Below are 18,177 nucleotides of genomic sequence, written 5' to 3' on the forward strand. Positions count from 1 at the left end.
ACTCCTTGGCGTAGTCATGCTGGGGCGGCCTGGCCGTCTATGCCGCCCGCCACTATGGCTGCCGGGTGACCACCACGACCATCTCCCGGGCCCAGCATGACTACGCCAAGGAGTGGATTGCGCGGGAGGGGCTGGGGGATCGCATCACCTTGCTGCTGGAGGATTACCGCAAGCTGGAGGGCACCTATGACAAGTTGGTCTCCATCGAGATGATCGAGGCGGTAGGGCACGCTTTCCTGCCCGACTATTTCCGCCAGCTGTCACGGCTGCTCAAGCCCGGTGGCCGTCTGCTCATTCAGGCCATCACCATCGCCGATCAGCGCCACGCCCAGTATCTGCGCGGGGTCGATTTTATCCAGCGCTATATCTTCCCCGGCGGCTGCCTGCCGAGCGTCTCCCAGATGGCGGGGTTGCTGGCGCGGGAGACCGACATGCAGCTGGTGCGGTTGCACGATCACGGCCATCACTATGCCCGCACCCTGGCTCACTGGTGCGATCGCTTTCTGGCGTTGGCGCCCGAGCTGCCCAAGCTCGGTTACAGCCAGGATTTCATCCGGTTGTGGCACTTCTACTTTGCCTATTGCGAGGGGGGATTCTGGGAGCGCACCATCAGTCTGGTGCAGCTGGAGGCCGCCAAGCCAGGGCCCGCTGGCTGGTCGGGTGGTGTGCCAGTAAGCGGTCACTGACCATGTGGCAGTGGGCTCACCTGCTGGGGTTCAACCTCTACTGGTTGCTGGCGGTGAAGTGGCAGCAGCCGGGCCCGCTGCTGGCAATGTTGCTGCTGCACTTTATCTTCTCACCCAGCCGCCTGCGTGACTGGCGGCTGCTCCCCATCGCGGTTGCTGGCTGTCTGCTGGATGTCCTGCTCTGGCAGCTCGGCCTGTTCCGGTTCCCGTCCGGTTTTCCCCTCTGGCTGGTGCTGCTCTGGCTCGGTTTTGCCCTGACCCTCTCCCATGGCTTGCGCTGGTTGTTGCGCTTGCCTCGCTGGCAGCAGGCGCTGTTTGGCGTGTTTGGCGGTGCCTCCTCCTATGTGGCGGGGGCTGCCATGGGGGCAGTAAACTTACCCTGGGGCATCTGGATCAGTTCGGCGCTGCTGGCAGTGATCTGGATGTGGTGGTTACCCGTACTCCTGTGGGTAATGGTCAAGCTGGAGGGTGAGTCATGACAAACACCTTTTCGACCGACTCGTTGCTTTTTTCCAAATGGACCAAAGAGAGCCAGCATGAGCTCACTGATCGCTTCTATCTGGTGGTTGCCTGCCAGCGGGATGCGCAAGGTCGGCTGGTGCAGGTGGTGATGCAGGATATCAACACCCTGCAGGAACAGGAGATGGACTGGCATGAACTGGAAGACCCCAACCACTGGCATATGGGGTGGAATTAACCCGCTACCGCTGGCGTTTGCGCTCTTGGCTGCAACCGCAGTGCAGGCTTCTGCCGCTCCCTGGCAGCAGTTGCGCCCGGTCGGGCAGGGGGAGATGAACTGGCTCTGGTTCAAGCTCTACGATGCCACCCTCTACAGTGTGAGCGGGCGCTATCAGCCCGGTCACTATCCGCAGGCCCTGACCCTCACCTATGCCAGATCCATCGAGCGGGAAGATCTGCTGAGCGCTACTGCCGCCGAGTGGCAGCGGCTTGGTCTTGGCTCTGACGCCGAGCGTCAGCGCTGGCTCGGCCAGCTCGCAGCACTCTGGCCCGATGTACAGGCAGGCGACAAGCTCACTTTCTATGTCGACAAGGGCGGGGCAGGCCACTTCTGGTGGCAAGAAAAACCCCTCGGCACTCTGGCCGATCCACAATTCTCGGCCGCTTTTCTCGCCATCTGGCTGGCTGACAACAGCCGCGATCCCGCCCTGACCCGCCGCCTGCGTGGCCAACCCTGAACATGGAGTCTTTGATGTCTTTCTATCGTGCATACCGCTGGTTGCTGCTGCTCCCCTTTTTGCTGCTGAGTGGCTGTGGTGCCAGTCTCGATGACTATCGGGGGCAGGGGCCAAACTGGGATCTCGCCCGTTTCTTCAACGGCAAACTGGTAGCTCACGGCCTGGTAACCGACCGCAGCGGCGAAGTGACCAGTCGCTTTCGGGTCGAGATGGTGGGTCGTTGGAAGGATGGCAAGGGAGAGCTGTTCGAGCAGTTCTACTTTGACGATGGCCGCCAGCAGACCCGTACCTGGTATCTGAGCAAGGGGGTTGACGGTCACTGGCGAGGTACTGCTTCCGATGTGGTGGGGGAGGCGATGGGTAAAAGCCAAGGGTTTGCCCTCAACTGGCGTTATCAGCTTGATCTGGCGCTGCCGGATGGCGAGGTAGTGCGGGTGAGCTTCGATGACTGGATGTATCTGCTGGACGAAGATCGTCTGATCAATCGTGCCGAGATCAGCAAGTTCGGTATCCATCTTGGCGAGGTGATCCTCTATATCGAACGTCAGCCCTGACCGTTAACGCAAGATAACGGCCAGTAAAAAGCGCGCCTCGGGCGCGCTTTTGTTTACCGAAAAACCAGAGTCATCAGATGATGCGGTTCTCTTCCAGCATCTTGCGACGGGCCTCTTCCTTGGCCATCTTCTTCTTGCGGTTGTCACAGGGTTCCGGGCAATCGCACTCTTTCTCGATGCCGACGCTACCCAGACCGCCACAGGAGCCGGAGATGGTCTTCTTCTGGAAGATGTAACCGATAGCCATGGCGGCTATCACCAGCATGAATACCCCGAAGGTGATCAGAAAAATCTGCATCTCTACCTCTTACTTCTTGACCAGATAGGGCTTGAAGGCATCGGAGTAAGCCTCTTCAAAGCCGTTGTCCGTCTTGGTGATCACGAAGATCGCCAGGCCGCGCTCGTTGGCATAGGCCAGGCTTTTCTCGGTCCCCATCACCATAAACACGGTGGCCAGCCCGTCTGCGGTCATGCAGGAGGGGTGGATCACGGTGACCGACACCAGACGGTGCTGGATCGGCTTGCCGCTGCGCGGATCTATAGTGTGGGAGAAGCGCTGACCATCCAGTTCATAGTAGTTGCGGTAATCGCCGGAGGTGGCTACCCCATTGTCACCGGGCACTATCACCTCTTGCACCGTGCCGGTGCCTGCGGTGGGCTTCTCGATGGCCACGCGCCAGGGGTGACCCTTGCCGTTGACGCCATTGATCCGCAGCTCGCCGCCAATCTCCACCAGATAGTTACGCGCACCCAGTGACTCCAGATACTCGGCTACCTTGTCCACACCAAAGCCCTTGGCGATGGCGGAGAGATCGACGTAGAGGTCCGGAATATCTTTTTGCAGGGTGTCGGCATCTACCGAGGTGATGACGTGCAGGTTGCCCAGACCGGTCTTCTGGCGAGTCTGGGTGATCAGCTCGTCGGAGGGGACCTTGGTCGGCTTCTTGTCCGGGCCAAAGCCCCACAGATTGACCAAGGGGCCAACGGTGACGTCCAGCGCCCCCTGGCTCTCACGGCCAATGTGAATGGCCTCTGTGACGACCCGTGCGGTATCGCGGGAGACCACTACCGGTTTGTTGTCACGGCTCTGGTTGAAGCGCGACAGTTCGGAATCGGGGCGATAGGTCGACATCTGATCGTTGACCCGCTCCAGCAACACATCCACCTCAGCTTGAAGCTTGGCCGGATCGCTGATGGCGCTGTCCGCCACCTTGATGGAGTAGTAAGTGCCCATGGTGCTGCCGGTGATGTGGATCTCCGGTTTGGATTGGACCGTCTCCTGACCGCACCCAGTCAAGAAAAAGGCTAGCCCGAAGGCTAGCCAGGTCTTTACAACACTGTGCATGGATTAACCACCAAAGTCATCCAACAGGATGTTTTCGTCTTCAACGCCCAAGTCTTTGAGCATGTTGATGACGGCAGCGTTCATCACCGGAGGTCCACACATGTAGAACTCGCAATCTTCCGGTGCTTCGTGGTTCTTGAGATAGTTCTCGTAGAGCACGTTGTGGATGAAGCCGGTGTAGCCGTCCCAGTTGTCTTCCGGTTGCGGATCAGACAGCGCGACGTTCCAGGTGAAGTTCTCGTTCTCGGCGGCGAGCATGTCAAAGTCTTCGACATAGAACATTTCGCGCTTGGAACGGGCACCGTACCAGAAGCTCATCTTGCGCTTGGACTTCAGGCGACGCAGCTGGTCGAAGATATGGGAACGCATCGGCGCCATACCTGCACCACCGCCGATGAATACCATTTCGGCATCGGTGTCTTTGGCGAAGAACTCACCGAACGGACCGGAGATAGTCACCTTGTCGCCAGCCTTCAGGCTGAAGATGTAGGAGGACATCTGTCCCGGAGGGGCAGTCCAGTTGCTGGGCGGCGGGGTCGCGATACGCACGTTCAGCATGATGATGCCGAACTCTTCCGGATAGTTGGCCATGGAGTAGGCACGGATGATCGGCTCATCGACCTTGGACTCCAGCTCAAAAATCTTGAAGCGATCCCAGTCCCCGCGATACTCCTCGGGAATATCGAAGTTCTTGTAGTGCACGTGGTGAGCCGGGGCCTCAATCTGGATATAACCACCGGCGCGGAATGGCACGCTCTCGCCATCGGGGATCTGCAGCTTGAGCTCCTTGATGAAGGTGGCCTTGTTATCGTTGGAGATAACAGTACATTCCCACTTCTTCACCCCGAAGATCTCTTCCGGCAGTTCGATATCCATGTCGGAGCGAACGGTAACCTGACAGGCCAGACGCTCGCCATGACGGGCTTCGCCCTTGCTGATGTGATCCAGTTCGGTCGGCAGAATGTCGCCGCCACCGGATTTCACCCGTACCTTGCACTGGCCGCAGGAGCCACCGCCGCCACAGGCGGAGGAGACGAAGATACCGCTGCCAGCCAGCACGCCGAGCAGCTTGCCACCGGCCGGGCTGGTCACAGCCTTGGCCGGGTCACCATTGATGCTGATTGTCACGTCGCCCGCGGTCACCAGCTTGGACTTGGCGAACAGAATGACTGCCACCAGTGCCAGCAGGATCACGGTAAACATGACCACACCCAAAATAATTTCCATCTATCGTTCCTTTCTGATTGCAGGAAAGCCGATTACAGGGAGATACCAGAGAAGGACATGAAGCCCAGCGCCATCAGACCGGCGGTGATGAAGGTGATGCCCAGACCGCGCAGGCCTTCCGGAACATCGGAATACTTCATCTTCTCGCGGATACCAGCCAGCGCAACGATCGCCAGCATCCAGCCTGCCCCTGAACCCACACCGTAGACCACAGACTCCATGAAGTTGTAGTCACGCTGCACCATGAAGGAGACGCCACCGAAGATAGCGCAGTTCACGGTGATGAGCGGCAGGAAGATACCCAGCGCGTTGTAGAGTGCCGGGAAGTACTTGTCCAGCGCCATCTCCAGGATCTGTACCAGTGCTGCAATCACACCGATGAAGGTGATGAAGCTCAGGAAGCTCAGATCCAGACCGGATACCAGAGCGCCATCTTTAAGCACGTAGTTGTAGATCAGGTTGTTGGCAGGAACCGCGATGGTCTGCACCACAATAACGGCAATACCCAGACCCATGGAGGTCTTTACCTTCTTGGACACCGCCAGGAAGGTACACATCCCCAGGAAGAAGGAGAGTGCCAGGTTTTCGATGAAGATCGATTTAATCAACAGACTCAGATAGTGTTCCATACCTTAATCCTTCGCCTCCACCTGCTTGGGATCCTTGGTGCGTACGCCCCAAATGATCAGACCAATGATGAAGAATGCACTCGGCGGCAGCAGCAGCAGGCCGTTGGGCACATACCAGCCACCGTTGTTCACCAGCGGCAGCAGCTCGATGCCAAACCAGGTGCCGGAGCCCAGCAGTTCACGCACGGTCGCGACACTCAGCAGAATGGCGCCATAGCCCAGACCGTTGCCGATACCATCCAGGAAGGAGGGCAGCGGGGCACTCTTCATGGCGTACGCTTCAGCGCGGCCCATTACGATACAGTTGGTGATGATCAGGCCCACGAAGACCGACAGTTGCTTGGAGATGTCATAGGCGTAAGCCTTGAGCACCTGGTCAACCACGATAACCAGTGAGGCGATGATCGCCATCTGCACGATGATCCGGACGCTGTTCGGGATCTGGTTGCGGATCAGGGAGATGAACAGGTTTGAGAAGGCGGTGACCGCCATGACCGCGAGGGTCATTACAAACGCAGTTTTCATCTGGCTGGTAACCGCCAGTGCAGAACAGACACCCAGCACCTGCAAGGCGATGGGGTTGTTGCCCAGCACAGGCGTCAACAGCAACTTCTTCATTTCGCTCTTGTCAGCCATTGTTGATTTCTCCTGCACGAACCTTGGCCAGGAAAGGACCGAAGCCCTTGGGACCCATCCAGAAGTCGAAGGTATGCTGTACGCCGTTACCGGTCAGAGTGGCACCGGAGAGACCATCGATCTCGTGCTCGGAGCCCGCCGGAGCATGGCCCTTGATGACGCGCAGCGCCGGCATGCCATTCTGGTCGAACAGTTTCTTGTCCTTGAACAGCGCCTGCCAGGCCGGGTTTTCGATCTCGCCACCCAGACCCGGGGTTTCACCGTGGTCATAGTAGGTGATGCCCTTGATTGTCTGGCCATCAGCAGCAACGGCGACGAAGGCATACATGGTCGACCACAGACCCTGACCGTAGATGGGCAGGATGATGCTGTCGATCTTGCCTTCGGCATCCTTGGCGAAGAATACCGGGATCTGCTTGGAGATCTGACGCAGGCTGGCCTTGTCGTCAGCGGCGGCAAGACGGATGCTGCGGGCCGGATCTTTGGCTGCCTGCTTGGTGTCGAAGTTGTCGGCATCGCCGTCAACAAAGTCACCGGTCGCCAGATCCACCAGACGGGCTTCGATCTTCTCGCCGTACAGTTTGGCCAGGTCGCGCTTGGCCACTTCGCTCACATCCACACCGGCTACGGCGAGAATGTTGCTCTGCTTGTCCAGCGCCTTGTTTTCCTGCTGGGTAGAACGCAGGCCCACAGCGGCAACAGATACCACGATGGAACAGGCCAGACAGAGGCCGGTGACCACGCTGACGGTGCCGAGGGTTGAATCTTTATTAAACGCCACGAGCAATCCTCCGCTTGATGTTTGCCTGAGCGACGAAGTGGTCAAACAGGGGAGCAAACAGGTTCGCAAACAGAATGGCCAGCATCATGCCTTCCGGGAACGCTGGGTTGACCACGCGAACCAGCACGACCATTACGCCGATCAGGGCGCCATACCACCACTTGCCTTTGTTGGTAAAGGCTGCGGAGACAGGGTCGGTCGCCATGAAGGCCATACCGAAGGCGAAGCCACCCAGTACCAGATGCCAGTGCCACGGCATGTTGAACATGGGGTTGGTATCGGAACCGATGACGTTGAACAGCAGGGAGGTGGCGATCATACCGATCATCACGCCGGCGATGATGCGCCAGGAGGCGATGCGCATGTAGACGATCATGGCGGCACCCAGCAGGATCATCAGGGTAGAGACTTCACCGATGGAACCCGGCAGGTTACCCAGGAAAGCGTCCATCCAGCTGATAGCCTGGCCGGTTGCACCGTTGATCAGCGCCATCTGGCCGCCTTGGGCCCACTGGCTCAGGGCAGTCGCGCCGGAGAAGCCGTCAACGGCAACCCACACGGCGTCACCGGAGATCTGGCCCGGGTAGGCGAAGAACAGGAACGCACGACCAGCCAGCGCCGGGTTCAGGAAGTTCTTGCCGGTACCACCGAACACCTCTTTGGCCATCACCACACCGAAGGTGATACCCAGCGCAGCTTGCCACAGGGGCAGCTCGGGCGGCACGATCAGGGCAAACAGGATGGAGGTTACGAAGAAGCCTTCGTTGATCTCGTGTTTGCGCACCATGGCGAACAGCACTTCCCAGAAACCACCGACAAAGAAGACGGTGATGTAGATCGGGAAGAAGTGGGTGGCGCCGATCAGCATCTTGCTGCCGATACCGGCAACAGCCGGATCGAGGGAGGCGCCCAGCATGGTAGCCAGGGCATATTGCCAGCTGCTGGCACCAGCAGCCGAGCCCATGTGGGCAATGGCGGCAATCGCCTGGTTACCAACGTTGTACATGCCCCAGAACATGGCCGGGAACACGGCCAGCCACACCATGATCATCATGCGCTTCAGATCGAGCGCATCACGAACGTGGGAGGCGTTGCGGGTAACGCTACCCGGGGTGTAGAACAGGGTGTACGCCGCTTCGAACAGGGCATAGTACTTGGCGTACTTTCCACCCGGTTCGAAGTGGTGTTCCATATTTTCAAGAAGTTGCTTGAAACTCATCGCTTAACCTTCCAGTTCAATCTTGGTCAGGCACTCACGCAAGATCGGGCCGTACTCTGTCTTGCCGGGGCAGACAAAGGTACAGAGCGCCAAATCTTCCTCATCCAGCTCCAGGCAGCCCAGTGCTTGCGCACCGTCGGTATCGCCGGAGACCATGTCCCGCAGCAGCAGGGTTGGCAGGATGTCGAGTGGCATCACCCGCTCATAGTTGCCGATAGGCACCATGGAACGGTCACTACCGTTGGTAGTGGTGGTGAAGTTGATCAGCTTGCCCTTCATCAGATGAGAGAGGGTGGTACGGGTGATAGAGAACTTGTTGGCGCTGGGGTTGATCCAGCCCAGGAACTCTTTCTCGCGACCTTCACCCAGCACGCAAACCTGATTGTGGTAGCGGCCCAGGTAGTCGTGAACACCTTCGGCTTTGGCACCACTCAGGATAGAACCGGAGATGATACGGTTTTCGTCGGCTCGCAGCTCATTGTTGGTGAGCTGGCTGATGCAGGCGCCCAGACGGGTACGCAGCAGACGCGGCTTGAGCACGTTCGGGCCAGCCAGGGCGATCACCTTGTCAGTGAAGATCTGACCGGTGGTGAACAGCTTGCCGAATGCGATCACATCCTGATAGTTGATGTGCCACTGCACCTTGGTGCTGCTGACCGGATCCAAGAAGTGGATATGGGTACCCGGCAGACCGGCAGGGTGCGGACCAACGAAGATCTCTTCCTTGACCTGAGCCAGCGGAGAGTGGGGTAGACTGCCTTCGCCTTTACAGACGTAGACTGCGCCGTTGGTCAGGCGGGTCAATACGGCCAGACCATCGAGGAAGGCCTGCGGCTGTTCCTTGATAATCAGCTCGGCATCGGCTGCCAGCGGGTTGGTGTCCATTGCAGTCACAAAGATGGCGCGCGGGGCAGACGCTACCGCGGGGACTTTGCTGAACGGACGGGTACGCAACGCAGTCCACTGACCTGATGCGACCAGGATCTCTTGCACCTTGCTGCGCTCGAGCTTGGCCAGCTCGGCAGAGGCAAAATGCTCAAACGTCACCTGTTCATCGGAACCGTCCAGGTCGATGACCACAGACTGGAGAACACGTTTGGCACCACGGTTGATCTCTGAAACCACACCGGTGGCAGGAGCTGTGAATTTAACGCCCGGATTCTTCTTGTCTTCAAAAAGATCCTGACCTTTGATGACGCGATCACCTACTTTGACGAACATAGTAGGTCGCATCCCCACAAACTCCTCGCCCAGTGTCGCAACACGGGTGATGGCGGGGCCATCGTAGATTACTTGCTCTGGCGCACCCAGCACGGGGATGTCCAGTCCTCTTTTGATTGTAATCATACTTACTTGCACTACCGTTACGGGAGAGGTTGGTTAGCGCCGAGAAATACATCACGACGGGTGGTTGAATGAGTCGATGTTGTGGTTGTGCCAGGTGGGCAGGCTCAACAATTATTCAACATGCAGGCTCACTCAAAAGCGCTTGAGTTTACCACTTAAGGTGCATTTTCTGCCATGCCAAATGGGCAAAATCCCCGTGCCATCACAAAATTAACCTGCAATGAATAAGCCCCTGACACCTTGTAAGTAGTGGTTTTAAAGGTTTTTTTATTTAGATACCTCGATGGGGGTATTTGCCGTTGTCTCCGCTATAAGCAAAAAGCCTTGATGCCGAAATATACCCCCTTGGATGTAGCCTTTTCGGGGCCAATGGGGGAAATATGTTTAATTTTTGTTGGCAGGTTCTCGAGGGGAATCCTGTGGTACAACCGGTTTCAGGAGAGTGACGGTTTGCCAACGCAGCTCGGGGTGCGCGGGGCGTGGCCTTTTTCCTGCCACTCGGTCTCTGTGTAGGTATGCAGTGCCAGTGCATGAACGACACCGGCCAGCTCGTCGGCCAGCACCGAATTGACCTGACGATGACGGGCCAGCAGCCGCTGCCCTGCAAATTGCTCGCTGACGATCACCACCTTGAAGTGGCTCTCAGATCCCGGTTCCACACGGTGCATGTGGCTCTCGTTGATCACCTCCAGCACGGAGGGAGAGAGGGCGGCGGTCAGCTTGGCTTCAATCAGTTGTTGGATGGTCATCGGATCGGCTTCCAGAGTGAATGTCGGGCCATTCTATCGGCAGTCGCGGGATGGAATAAGCCCCCGTAAGAGGGAAATCACCCGTCAGTTGCCCCCTTGATGCGCATCGAACTGGTGAAATTCCTGCTCCTCGCTAGAATAGCGCCACTTTGCGTCGCCCCTGGCGCCTGTATACACGAATCAAGCCGAGGTTGGACTCTTCCTATGCAAACCCTTCTCGACACTCCCCATTGCCAGCTCACGCTCTACCGCTATCCGCGCCAGAGTCAGGAGACCCTGCAAGCCTGGGATGCGGCTGACGAATACCTGATCAACACCCTGGCGGAGTCTCCCCTCGAGCAGGCGGACCCCGTCATCATCATGAATGACGGTTTTGGCGCGCTGGCCGCCTATCTGCATCCGCACTCCCCCTGCTGCGTCACCGACTCCTACATCAGTGAGCGGGCGACCCTGGCCAATCTGGCCGAAAATGGGCTGGATGCGGGTGGGATCCGCTTGCAGGATGCGCTGGCGCCGCTGCCCGATGCCCCTGCGCTGGTGGTGATCAAGGTCTCCAAATATCAGGCTCTATTGGAGCAGCAACTGCTAGCGCTGCGGGAGGTGGTGACACCGGCAACCCGCGTTATCGCTGCCGGCAAGGCGAAGGATATTCATACCTCCACCCTCAAGTTGTTTGAGAAGTATCTGGGGCCTACCCGTACCTCGCTGGCCTGGAAGAAGGCGCGCCTCATTCACTGCGAGCCGCAGGCAGTACGTCCCGCGCTGGCCAACCCCTTCCCGACTGTCTGGCCGCTGGAGGGGAGTGGCATGCTCATCCACAACCATGCCAACGTCTTCTCGCGCACCAGTCTCGATATCGGTGCCCGCTTTATGCTGGACAACCTGCCCATCCACAGTGCCCGCAAGGTGATCGATCTGGGCTGTGGCAACGGGGTGCTGGGTCTGTCGCTGCTCGCCAAAGACAGCGAGGTGGAGGTGACCTTTATCGATGAATCCTATATGGCGGTTGCCTCGGCACAGCTCAACGTCGAGCACAATCTGCCCGATGCACTGCCGCGTGCCCGCTTTATGGTCAATAACTGTCTCGACGGGGTGGCGGTCGGCTCGGCGGATCGGATCCTCTGCAACCCTCCTTTCCATCAGCTGCAGGCGATCACCGATCATATCGCCTGGCAGATGTTCAGTGATGCGCACCGGGTGTTGCCTCAGGGGGGGGAACTCTGGATAGTAGGCAACCGTCATCTGGACTATCACAACAAACTCAAGCGCTTGTTTGCCAACGCACAAGTCGTTGCGTCGAACAGCAAATTCGTTATTTTGAAAGCCATCAAACGCTAAAGCCAAAGGAAACCATGATGAAAAAGTCACTCTTGCTGCTGGCCGCCCTGATGCTGGGCGGGTGTGCCACTCATTGGCCGGAGACGGCGCTGCTCAATCCGCAGGTGATCCCCGCCAACCAGCAATACTACTCTGGCAATCGCATCACCATGGAAGGGGTAGACAAGCGTGAGGCTGCCTACGTCTTCTCCATCAAACATAAAGAGAAAGCCCCCGTCCTGGTCAACAGTGAGCGTCCGCTCAACCTGCTGATGGCCGAGCGGCTGGCCGAAGGGCTGCGCAGCCAGGGTCTGGAAGTGGGCAACAGTGGCACCACCAACCTGACGCTGGTGATCTCCAACGCCGCAGTCAATGTGGAAGAGAAGACCTTTACCTATGTCACCAAGTCCCGCGTCAGCCTGCAGGTGATCGCTGATTTCCAGGGCAACCGTCTGACCAAGCAGTTCAACATGTCCTCCAGCAAGGAGAGCCCGAGCGAGCCAAGCATGGCCGACCTGGAGTCTACACTGAACCTGCAACTGGGTAGCGTGCTGCAGCAGATCATGGCGGATGATGCGCTGCGCGGTTACCTGAAAGGTCAACCGAACGGTGCAGGGGTCTGATGATGAAAAAACTCTGGTTGCTGGCCATGCTGATCGCCCCGCTGGCGTTCGCTGGCCCGAAAGTCAGAATGGAGACCAACCACGGCAATATCGTGGTGGAGCTGGCGTCCAAGCAGGCGCCCCAGACGGTGAAGAACTTCCTGCGCTACGTGGCTGATGGCAGCTATGACGGCAGCATCTTCCACCGGGTGATACAGGATTTCGTGGTGCAGGGTGGGGGCTACAACCAGCAGTTCCAGCAACTGCCAACCTATGAGCCTGTGGTCAACGAGTCGCGCGGCGGTCTGCCCAACAAGCGTGGCTCCATCGCCATGGCCCGCACCCAGGCGGTCGACAGCGCTACTCGCCAGTTCTACTTCAATCTGGTCGACAACAATAACCTCAACGCCGGTGGCGCCGCGGGTTATACCGTGTTCGGTCAGGTGGTGCAGGGGATGGAGGTGTTGGACAAGCTGGCTCAGGTACAGACCGGTTACAGCCCCATTCTGCGCGCCAACGATGTGCCGACCAGTCCCATCATTCTGAAGAAGGTGGTCTTGCTGGCAGAAACTCCGGCAGACAAGAAAGTCGACAAGAAAGCGGGCAAGTAACTCTCGCCGGACGCGGTTCGTCACCTCGTCCTCGTCAGGCCACAATACAAGGCTCATCCCGTTCGGGATGGGCCTTTTCTCTATCTGGGCTTCTTTTGCCTATCTCTTTGCTTGCCTTGGCTATCTGCCATCAACCTGCCAAAATGACGCACTTTTCCAAATTCGTCAGGTAGTTGAACATGATCCGCAAACCAAGCTGGAGAGAGTCCCTCGCCGTCTATCTCGAATTTCGGGTGTTTATTCTCTTTGCCATGGGGTTTTCATCGGGTCTGCCGCTGCTGCTGGTGTTCGGTACCCTCTCATTCTGGTTGCGCGAGGCCGATGTCAGCCTGACCGATATCGGCTATATGAGCTGGGTGGCGCTCGCCTATGGCTTTAAATGGCTGTGGTCGCCGCTGGTGGATCGCATGCCGCTGCCGTTGCTCTCCACGCTGCTGGGGCGTCGCCGTAGCTGGATGTTCTTCTCCCAGCTGCTGATTGCCGCCGCGCTGGTCGGCATGGCGTTCTGCGATCCCAAGACCGAGCTGGCCCAGCTGGCGATGTTTGCCCTGCTGGTGGCCTTTGCCTCGGCGACTCAGGATATCGTCATCGACGCCTATCGCATCGAATCCGCCCCCGAGCGGCTACAGGCGGCGATGGCTGCTTCTTACATGACCGGCTACCGACTGGCGATGATCATGGCGGGCGCCGGTGCGCTGGCGCTGGCGGCGTGGTTTGGCAGCAACAGCGGCTATGACTATCGTGGCTGGCAGATTACCTATCTGGTGATGGCGGGTCTGATGTCACTCGGGGTTATCACCACGCTGTTTTGCCACGAGCCGGATATCGATCTGGCCGAGCAGGGCAAACAACAGGCCGAACGCAAGGCGCAGCTCCTGGAAAAAGGGTGGCCTGCGCTGCTGGCGAGTGCGGGGGCCTGGGGCTATGAGGCCGTCTGGTGTCCGTTTGCCGACTTCTTTCGTCGCTATGGCAGCTCGGCGCTGCTGATCCTGGCTCTGATCGCCTGCTATCGGGTTGCCGATGTGGTGATGGGGGTGATGTCCAACAGCTTCTATGTGGATATGCAGTTCAGCAAGACCGAGGTTGCGACTATTACCAAGGTGTTTGGCGTCATTATGACGCTAGTGGGGGCTGCGCTGGGGGGCGTGCTGGTGATGCGCTTCGGTACGCTGCGCATCCTGTTCTTGGGGGCGCTGCTCACCGCCAGCACCAACCTGCTGTTTGCCCTACTCAATCAGGTCGGTCACAACCTGGAACTGCTGACGCTGATCATCTCGCTGGATAACCTCAGCGCCGGTATCGCTACTGCGGCCTTCGTGACCTATCTCTCCAGCCTGACCAATGTGGCATTTTCGGCCACTCAGTACGCCCTGTTCAGCTCGGTAATGTTGCTGCTACCCAAGTTGCTGGCCGGTTTTTCCGGACAGGTTGTGGAGCAGATTGGCTACAGAGCCTTCTTTGTCGGAACCAGTTTATTGGGCTTGCCCGTGTTGTTGTTGATTGTGCTGGTCGCCAGAAAAGGGAGTGAGTTGCTCTCAACGGCTGACAAATAGCAAGCGTTTGCGTAGAATCGGGGGTGATTAGATTCACACTTCCGGATAAAGTTCCCGAGAAGTTGTTTCACCCCCAATTTTATTTGATTAGAATCCCTCTCGCTCCTTGTGGGCAGGCTACGGAAAACCTCAACTAACGCACAAGAGACCAATAAAATGGCCAAATTTACCAAGACTCTGATCGCTGCCGGTCTGCTGGCTGCTGCCGCTACCCCGGCCTTCGCTGCTGACTACAGCGGTGATATCCACAAGAATGACTACAAGTGGATGCAGTTCAACGTAATGCAGAGCGTTGATGCTCGCATTCCTTTCAACAATCAGAACACTACTTATTTCGAAATGGAGTTTGGTGGCCGTTCAGGTCTGTTTGATTTGTATGGTTACGTTGACGTATTCGACTTGCTGGATCGTACTCATGATGACCGTCACAATGGTGACAATATGTTCATCAAGTTTGCTCCGCGTATGTCTTTGGACGCCCTTACTGGTGCAGATCTTTCTTTTGGCCCAGTTAAAGAGCTGTATATTGCCACTGTAACTAACGTAGGCGACAAAGGTCTGTTTGAGCACTACATTGGTTTGGGCTCTGATGTTGAAGTGCCTTGGTTTGGTAAAGTGGGTTTCAACACTTATGCCCGCTATGTGCGCGAAAACTACGGTGCAGAGAATGAGCGTGAGTGGGATGGCTACATGGTATCCACTAACTGGTTTAAGCCATTCTATACATTTAGCAACGGTTCTTTTATCTCCTACCAAGGTTATCTCGACTACAAATTTGGCGCCGATAAGATTGCTGATAACGGCTTCAATGCATCCAATTCTCTCGAGTGGTTCAATGGTATCTATTGGCACTCTGACCGCTATTCTGTTGGATATGGTTTGAAAGTATTCAACAATATGGCTTTGATTCGTGATAACGAATCTAATAACCCGATGACTGATACTTCCGGTATTGGCCATTATTTTGCCGCTACCTACAAGTTCTAATAAAACTTGGGGTACAAAAAAACCGGAGCGTTTGCTCCGGTTTTTTTATGGCCGCGATTTAGATAGCGTGGCGCGAGTAATCAAGTGCGCCACGGCTGAGTGGATAAATCAGTCGCGGAAGTTCTGGAACTGCATCGGTTGACCCAGTTCGGCGCCACGGACCAGTGCCATGGTCTCTTGCAGATCGTCACGCTTCTTGCCGGTGACACGTACTTCATCACCCTGGATGGCGACCTGTACCTTGATCTTGGAGTCCTTGATCAGCTTGACCAGCTTCTTGGCGATCTCTTTCTCGATCCCCTGTTTGAACTTGACGGTCAGGTGGAAGCGTTTGCCGGAGTGAACGGAGTCACCCACTTCCATGGAGCTGTTTTCGATGTTGCGTTTGAGCAGGGCACCGCGCAGGATTTCGACCATCTGCTTGAGCTGGAAATCAGCATCGGCTTCCAGCTTTACCTCTTCCTTGTTCAACTCGAAGCTGGCTTCTACCCCACGAAAATCGAAACGGGTGGCCAGTTCACGATTGGCGTTGTCGACTGCGTTCAACACCTCGTTCATTTTGACTTCAGAGACAATATCGAATGACGGCATAGCCGGAGCTCCTCATGTTGCGTTATCGGGGGGCAAATCTACCAGAAAACGGGCAAATTTGCTGATTTTGATGGGGTTGCTCTGCTAGAATCCCCTGCGCACAGGACGGGTGGACCCGTTAGTGTCCACCAGCGACATCTTCACTTATCCCCGGTAACAGGTTGAGAGGATTGCAGCCCTTACCCTGACAGAGTCACACCATGCCAAGCGGATTAAAAAATTCCCGACAGCCCGTTATTCCACCCGTTACTCCGAAGTGGTCACTGTTGGGTTGTGGCGCCCTCGGCGGCGTTTTTGCCTCCCTGTTGACCCTGAGTGGTCAATCCACCCGTGTCTTGTTGCGCGAACATCATAAGTCCACGCTCCATCCGGGGATCGATTTCACCTCGCTGGAGGGGCATGTTCAGCTGCTCAATATCGAGCGCGGGTTTGTCAGCAAACCCGGCAAGATCCAGCGTCTGCTGGTGATGACCAAGGCCAGTCAGGTGATTGCCGCACTGACGCCGCTGGTGGGTAAGCTCGATGCCAGCGTGCCAATCGTGCTGCTGCACAACGGGATGGGCATTGCCGAGCAGGTGGTCGAGATGTTCCCGCACAATCCGGTGATTGCCGGTGTCACCAGCCATGGCGCCATGCAGTGCGGCCATTTTGTCTTCCGTCATACTGGCAAGGGGGAAACTTGGCTTGGCCCGATCAACGATGCCGCCAAGGCCCATGCCGCGCTCGCGGACGAGCTGGCGCTGGCACTGGGTCAGGCTGGTTGGGATGAGCAGGTATTGACGCGCCAGTGGCAAAAGCTGGCCATCAACTGTGCCATCAATCCCCTGACGGCCCTCTACAAGCTGAAAAATGGCGAGCTGGCTGGCCCCCGTTTTGCCGATGCCCTGCAGCAGATCTGCGTGGAAGTGGCGGATGTGATGTGTGCCGAAGGAGTTGCGACCACGGCAGAGGAGTTGCAACGTCGGGTGATGACAGTGGTGGAACTGACCGCTGACAATTACTCCTCCATGCATCAGGATATGGAGCTGGGACGCGAGACCGAGATTGAGGCCATCACCGGCTTCCTGCTGGCCAAGGCAGCCCGGCATGGCATCGCCGTACCGGTCAATCAGGGTCTCTATCAGGCGATCAAAGAGAAGAGTCAGGCCGTCTGATCTTCTACATGGCAGAGCAAGCTGCAAGGAGGCGAACGTGAGTGTACTGGTGCTGGTGGCCCCCGGGTCGGAAGAGATAGAGACGGTCGCCATTGTCGATACCCTGGTGCGCGCCAGCATCGAGGTGGTGCTGGCCTCTTGCTGCCCTGCCGGATCCCGGCAGGTAAAAGCGTCGCGCGGGGTACAGCTGGTGGCCGATTGTCATATCGACGAGCTGACCCGTCGGGACTTTGAAGCCATCGTGGTACCCGGTGGTCTGCCCGGCAGCGAAGTGATCCGCGATACCCCGCTGGCCATCGATCTGCTCAAAGAGCAGGCCGCTCTTGGCCGCTGGCGCGCTGCCATATGCGCCGCCCCTGTGGTGCTCTTGCAACATCACGCGCTGCTGGATGGTGCCATCGTCACCTGTCATCCCGGCTTTCAGTCCCGACTACCGACATCGCAGCTGTCACATGAGCGGGTCGTCAGAGATGAGGCTCATCGCCTGATCACCAGCCAGGGGCCGGGCAGCGCCATCGAGTTTGCGCTGGAACTGGTGCGGGTGCTGCGCGGGGATGATGTGGCTACCGCCGTGGCTGGCCCTATGGTGCTGCCTTGAGCGTACTCTGTTGCTCAATCCAGCTGGCCATGCTTTGAAAATGGGCCCCGGTCATCTTGATCGGGGCCCGTTTGTTATCTGCCGTTGTCGGTCACGCCATCTTGTCCGGCTCAGTAGTCGTACTGTTTGCACTTCTTCTTGCGAAACTCTTCACGCCAGCGTGACAACTCTTGCTCTGTGCCGAGTGTGTCCCCTTTCTTGATGGCCTGTTCCAGTATCTCAATCCGGTCGTACAGCCAGCGGCACTCTGCCGTCGGGTTGTTCTTGCCGATGCCGGTCAACGGCAGCAAACAGAGTCCCAGCCAAAGATATTTCATCCCGAACGCTCCTTGTCATTGTGGTAGTAAAGGTCTCCTTGGAGTCTACTATTTTAGCCGCAACGAGAGAGATAGAGC

At 57.5% G+C, this 18,177-nt stretch carries 22 protein-coding genes and 1 pseudogene; 12 read left to right on the top strand and 11 right to left on the bottom strand.

Annotated features, from left to right (window positions below; translation table 11 throughout):
- Positions 1-20: 20 nt before the first annotated feature.
- The 5 genes and pseudogenes from AACR14_RS08830 to AACR14_RS08850 all read left to right on the top strand — a co-directional run.
- Positions 21-686, top strand: a pseudogene (locus tag AACR14_RS08830) (class I SAM-dependent methyltransferase); the annotation flags it as partial.
- Positions 687-688: 2 nt separating this feature from the next.
- Positions 689-1,165, top strand: a complete 477-nt coding sequence (locus AACR14_RS08835; RefSeq protein WP_019445886.1) for a DUF2878 domain-containing protein — start codon at positions 689-691, stop codon at positions 1,163-1,165.
- Positions 1,162-1,383 (top strand): TIGR02450 family Trp-rich protein, encoded by a 222-nt coding sequence (locus AACR14_RS08840; RefSeq protein WP_019445887.1) that lies wholly within the window; start codon positions 1,162-1,164, stop codon positions 1,381-1,383. The genes AACR14_RS08835 and AACR14_RS08840 overlap by 4 nt, the downstream gene beginning before the upstream one ends.
- Complete coding sequence (locus tag AACR14_RS08845; RefSeq protein WP_019445888.1) at positions 1,340-1,882, top strand: chalcone isomerase family protein; 543 nt, start codon at positions 1,340-1,342, stop codon at positions 1,880-1,882. The genes AACR14_RS08840 and AACR14_RS08845 overlap by 44 nt, the downstream gene beginning before the upstream one ends.
- 14 nt (positions 1,883-1,896) lie before the next feature.
- A complete protein-coding gene (locus AACR14_RS08850; protein ID WP_019445889.1) occupies positions 1,897-2,436 on the top strand; it encodes a DUF3833 domain-containing protein in 540 nt (179 codons plus the stop codon).
- Between the two features lie 73 nt (positions 2,437-2,509).
- Here AACR14_RS08850 and nqrM read toward each other — a convergent pair whose 3' ends face one another.
- From nqrM to AACR14_RS08895, 9 genes are all read right to left on the bottom strand, one after another.
- Positions 2,510-2,734, bottom strand: a complete 225-nt coding sequence (gene nqrM / locus AACR14_RS08855; protein ID WP_005338668.1) for a (Na+)-NQR maturation NqrM — start codon at positions 2,732-2,734, stop codon at positions 2,510-2,512.
- A gap of 9 nt (positions 2,735-2,743) precedes the next feature.
- Entirely contained in the window at positions 2,744-3,781 is a 1,038-nt protein-coding gene (locus tag AACR14_RS08860; protein WP_005338666.1) for an FAD:protein FMN transferase ApbE, read from the bottom strand.
- A gap of 3 nt (positions 3,782-3,784) precedes the next feature.
- A complete protein-coding gene (gene nqrF / locus AACR14_RS08865; protein ID WP_005338656.1) occupies positions 3,785-5,008 on the bottom strand; it encodes an NADH:ubiquinone reductase (Na(+)-transporting) subunit F in 1,224 nt (407 codons plus the stop codon).
- Between the two features lie 32 nt (positions 5,009-5,040).
- Positions 5,041-5,637, bottom strand: a complete 597-nt coding sequence (gene nqrE / locus AACR14_RS08870; RefSeq protein ID WP_005338645.1) for an NADH:ubiquinone reductase (Na(+)-transporting) subunit E — start codon at positions 5,635-5,637, stop codon at positions 5,041-5,043.
- A 3-nt stretch (positions 5,638-5,640) separates the two neighbouring features.
- Positions 5,641-6,273 (bottom strand): NADH:ubiquinone reductase (Na(+)-transporting) subunit D, encoded by a 633-nt coding sequence (locus AACR14_RS08875; protein ID WP_005338644.1) that lies wholly within the window; start codon positions 6,271-6,273, stop codon positions 5,641-5,643.
- Complete coding sequence (locus AACR14_RS08880) at positions 6,266-7,054, bottom strand: Na(+)-translocating NADH-quinone reductase subunit C (RefSeq protein ID WP_005338643.1); 789 nt, start codon at positions 7,052-7,054, stop codon at positions 6,266-6,268. The genes AACR14_RS08875 and AACR14_RS08880 overlap by 8 nt, the downstream gene beginning before the upstream one ends.
- Positions 7,044-8,273, bottom strand: coding sequence for an NADH:ubiquinone reductase (Na(+)-transporting) subunit B (locus tag AACR14_RS08885; RefSeq protein WP_005338642.1), 1,230 nt, complete (start codon positions 8,271-8,273; stop codon positions 7,044-7,046). Before AACR14_RS08885 ends, AACR14_RS08880 begins: the two co-directional genes overlap by 11 nt.
- Positions 8,274-8,276: 3 nt before the next feature.
- Positions 8,277-9,620 carry a Na(+)-translocating NADH-quinone reductase subunit A gene (locus AACR14_RS08890; RefSeq protein WP_026034992.1) on the bottom strand — a complete coding sequence of 448 codons (1,344 nt, stop codon included), beginning with the start codon at positions 9,618-9,620 and terminating at the stop codon, positions 8,277-8,279.
- 434 nt (positions 9,621-10,054) lie between these two features.
- Complete coding sequence (locus AACR14_RS08895; RefSeq protein WP_019445891.1) at positions 10,055-10,369, bottom strand: BolA family protein; 315 nt, start codon at positions 10,367-10,369, stop codon at positions 10,055-10,057.
- Between the two features lie 204 nt (positions 10,370-10,573).
- On the opposite strand from AACR14_RS08895, the gene AACR14_RS08900 reads away from it, so the two are divergent.
- The 5 genes from AACR14_RS08900 (at position 10,574) to AACR14_RS08920 (ending at position 15,439) form a co-directional block, all read left to right on the top strand.
- Complete coding sequence (locus tag AACR14_RS08900) at positions 10,574-11,707, top strand: methyltransferase (RefSeq protein ID WP_019445892.1); 1,134 nt, start codon at positions 10,574-10,576, stop codon at positions 11,705-11,707.
- 17 nt (positions 11,708-11,724) lie between these two features.
- Positions 11,725-12,309 (top strand): YajG family lipoprotein, encoded by a 585-nt coding sequence (locus AACR14_RS08905; protein ID WP_005349692.1) that lies wholly within the window; start codon positions 11,725-11,727, stop codon positions 12,307-12,309.
- Positions 12,310-12,311: 2 nt separating this feature from the next.
- Positions 12,312-12,899 (top strand): peptidylprolyl isomerase, encoded by a 588-nt coding sequence (locus AACR14_RS08910; RefSeq protein ID WP_050547831.1) that lies wholly within the window; start codon positions 12,312-12,314, stop codon positions 12,897-12,899.
- 173 nt (positions 12,900-13,072) lie between these two features.
- The gene (locus AACR14_RS08915) at positions 13,073-14,452 is read left to right on the top strand and encodes an AmpG family muropeptide MFS transporter (RefSeq protein ID WP_026034993.1); all 1,380 of its coding nucleotides are present in this window, start codon (positions 13,073-13,075) and stop codon (positions 14,450-14,452) included.
- A gap of 156 nt (positions 14,453-14,608) precedes the next feature.
- Positions 14,609-15,439, top strand: a complete 831-nt coding sequence (locus AACR14_RS08920; RefSeq protein WP_019445895.1) for a nucleoside-specific channel-forming Tsx family protein — start codon at positions 14,609-14,611, stop codon at positions 15,437-15,439.
- Between the two features lie 108 nt (positions 15,440-15,547).
- On the opposite strand, the gene AACR14_RS08925 is transcribed toward AACR14_RS08920, so the two are convergent.
- Positions 15,548-16,030, bottom strand: a complete 483-nt coding sequence (locus AACR14_RS08925) for a YajQ family cyclic di-GMP-binding protein (protein ID WP_005338634.1) — start codon at positions 16,028-16,030, stop codon at positions 15,548-15,550.
- A gap of 200 nt (positions 16,031-16,230) precedes the next feature.
- On the opposite strand from AACR14_RS08925, the gene AACR14_RS08930 reads away from it, so the two are divergent.
- Positions 16,231-17,184, top strand: coding sequence for a ketopantoate reductase family protein (locus AACR14_RS08930; RefSeq protein WP_026034994.1), 954 nt, complete (start codon positions 16,231-16,233; stop codon positions 17,182-17,184).
- Positions 17,185-17,221: 37 nt separating this feature from the next.
- Complete coding sequence (locus tag AACR14_RS08935; RefSeq protein WP_019445897.1) at positions 17,222-17,782, top strand: DJ-1 family glyoxalase III; 561 nt, start codon at positions 17,222-17,224, stop codon at positions 17,780-17,782.
- A gap of 110 nt (positions 17,783-17,892) precedes the next feature.
- Here the strand turns inward: AACR14_RS08935 and AACR14_RS08940 are convergent, their stop codons facing one another.
- A complete protein-coding gene (locus tag AACR14_RS08940) occupies positions 17,893-18,099 on the bottom strand; it encodes a hypothetical protein (RefSeq protein WP_019445898.1) in 207 nt (68 codons plus the stop codon).
- Positions 18,100-18,177 lie beyond the last annotated feature (78 nt).

The sequence above is a fragment of the Aeromonas sp. 159 genome, assembly GCF_963862045.1.
Taxonomy (GTDB): Bacteria; Pseudomonadota; Gammaproteobacteria; order Enterobacterales; family Aeromonadaceae; genus Aeromonas; species Aeromonas veronii.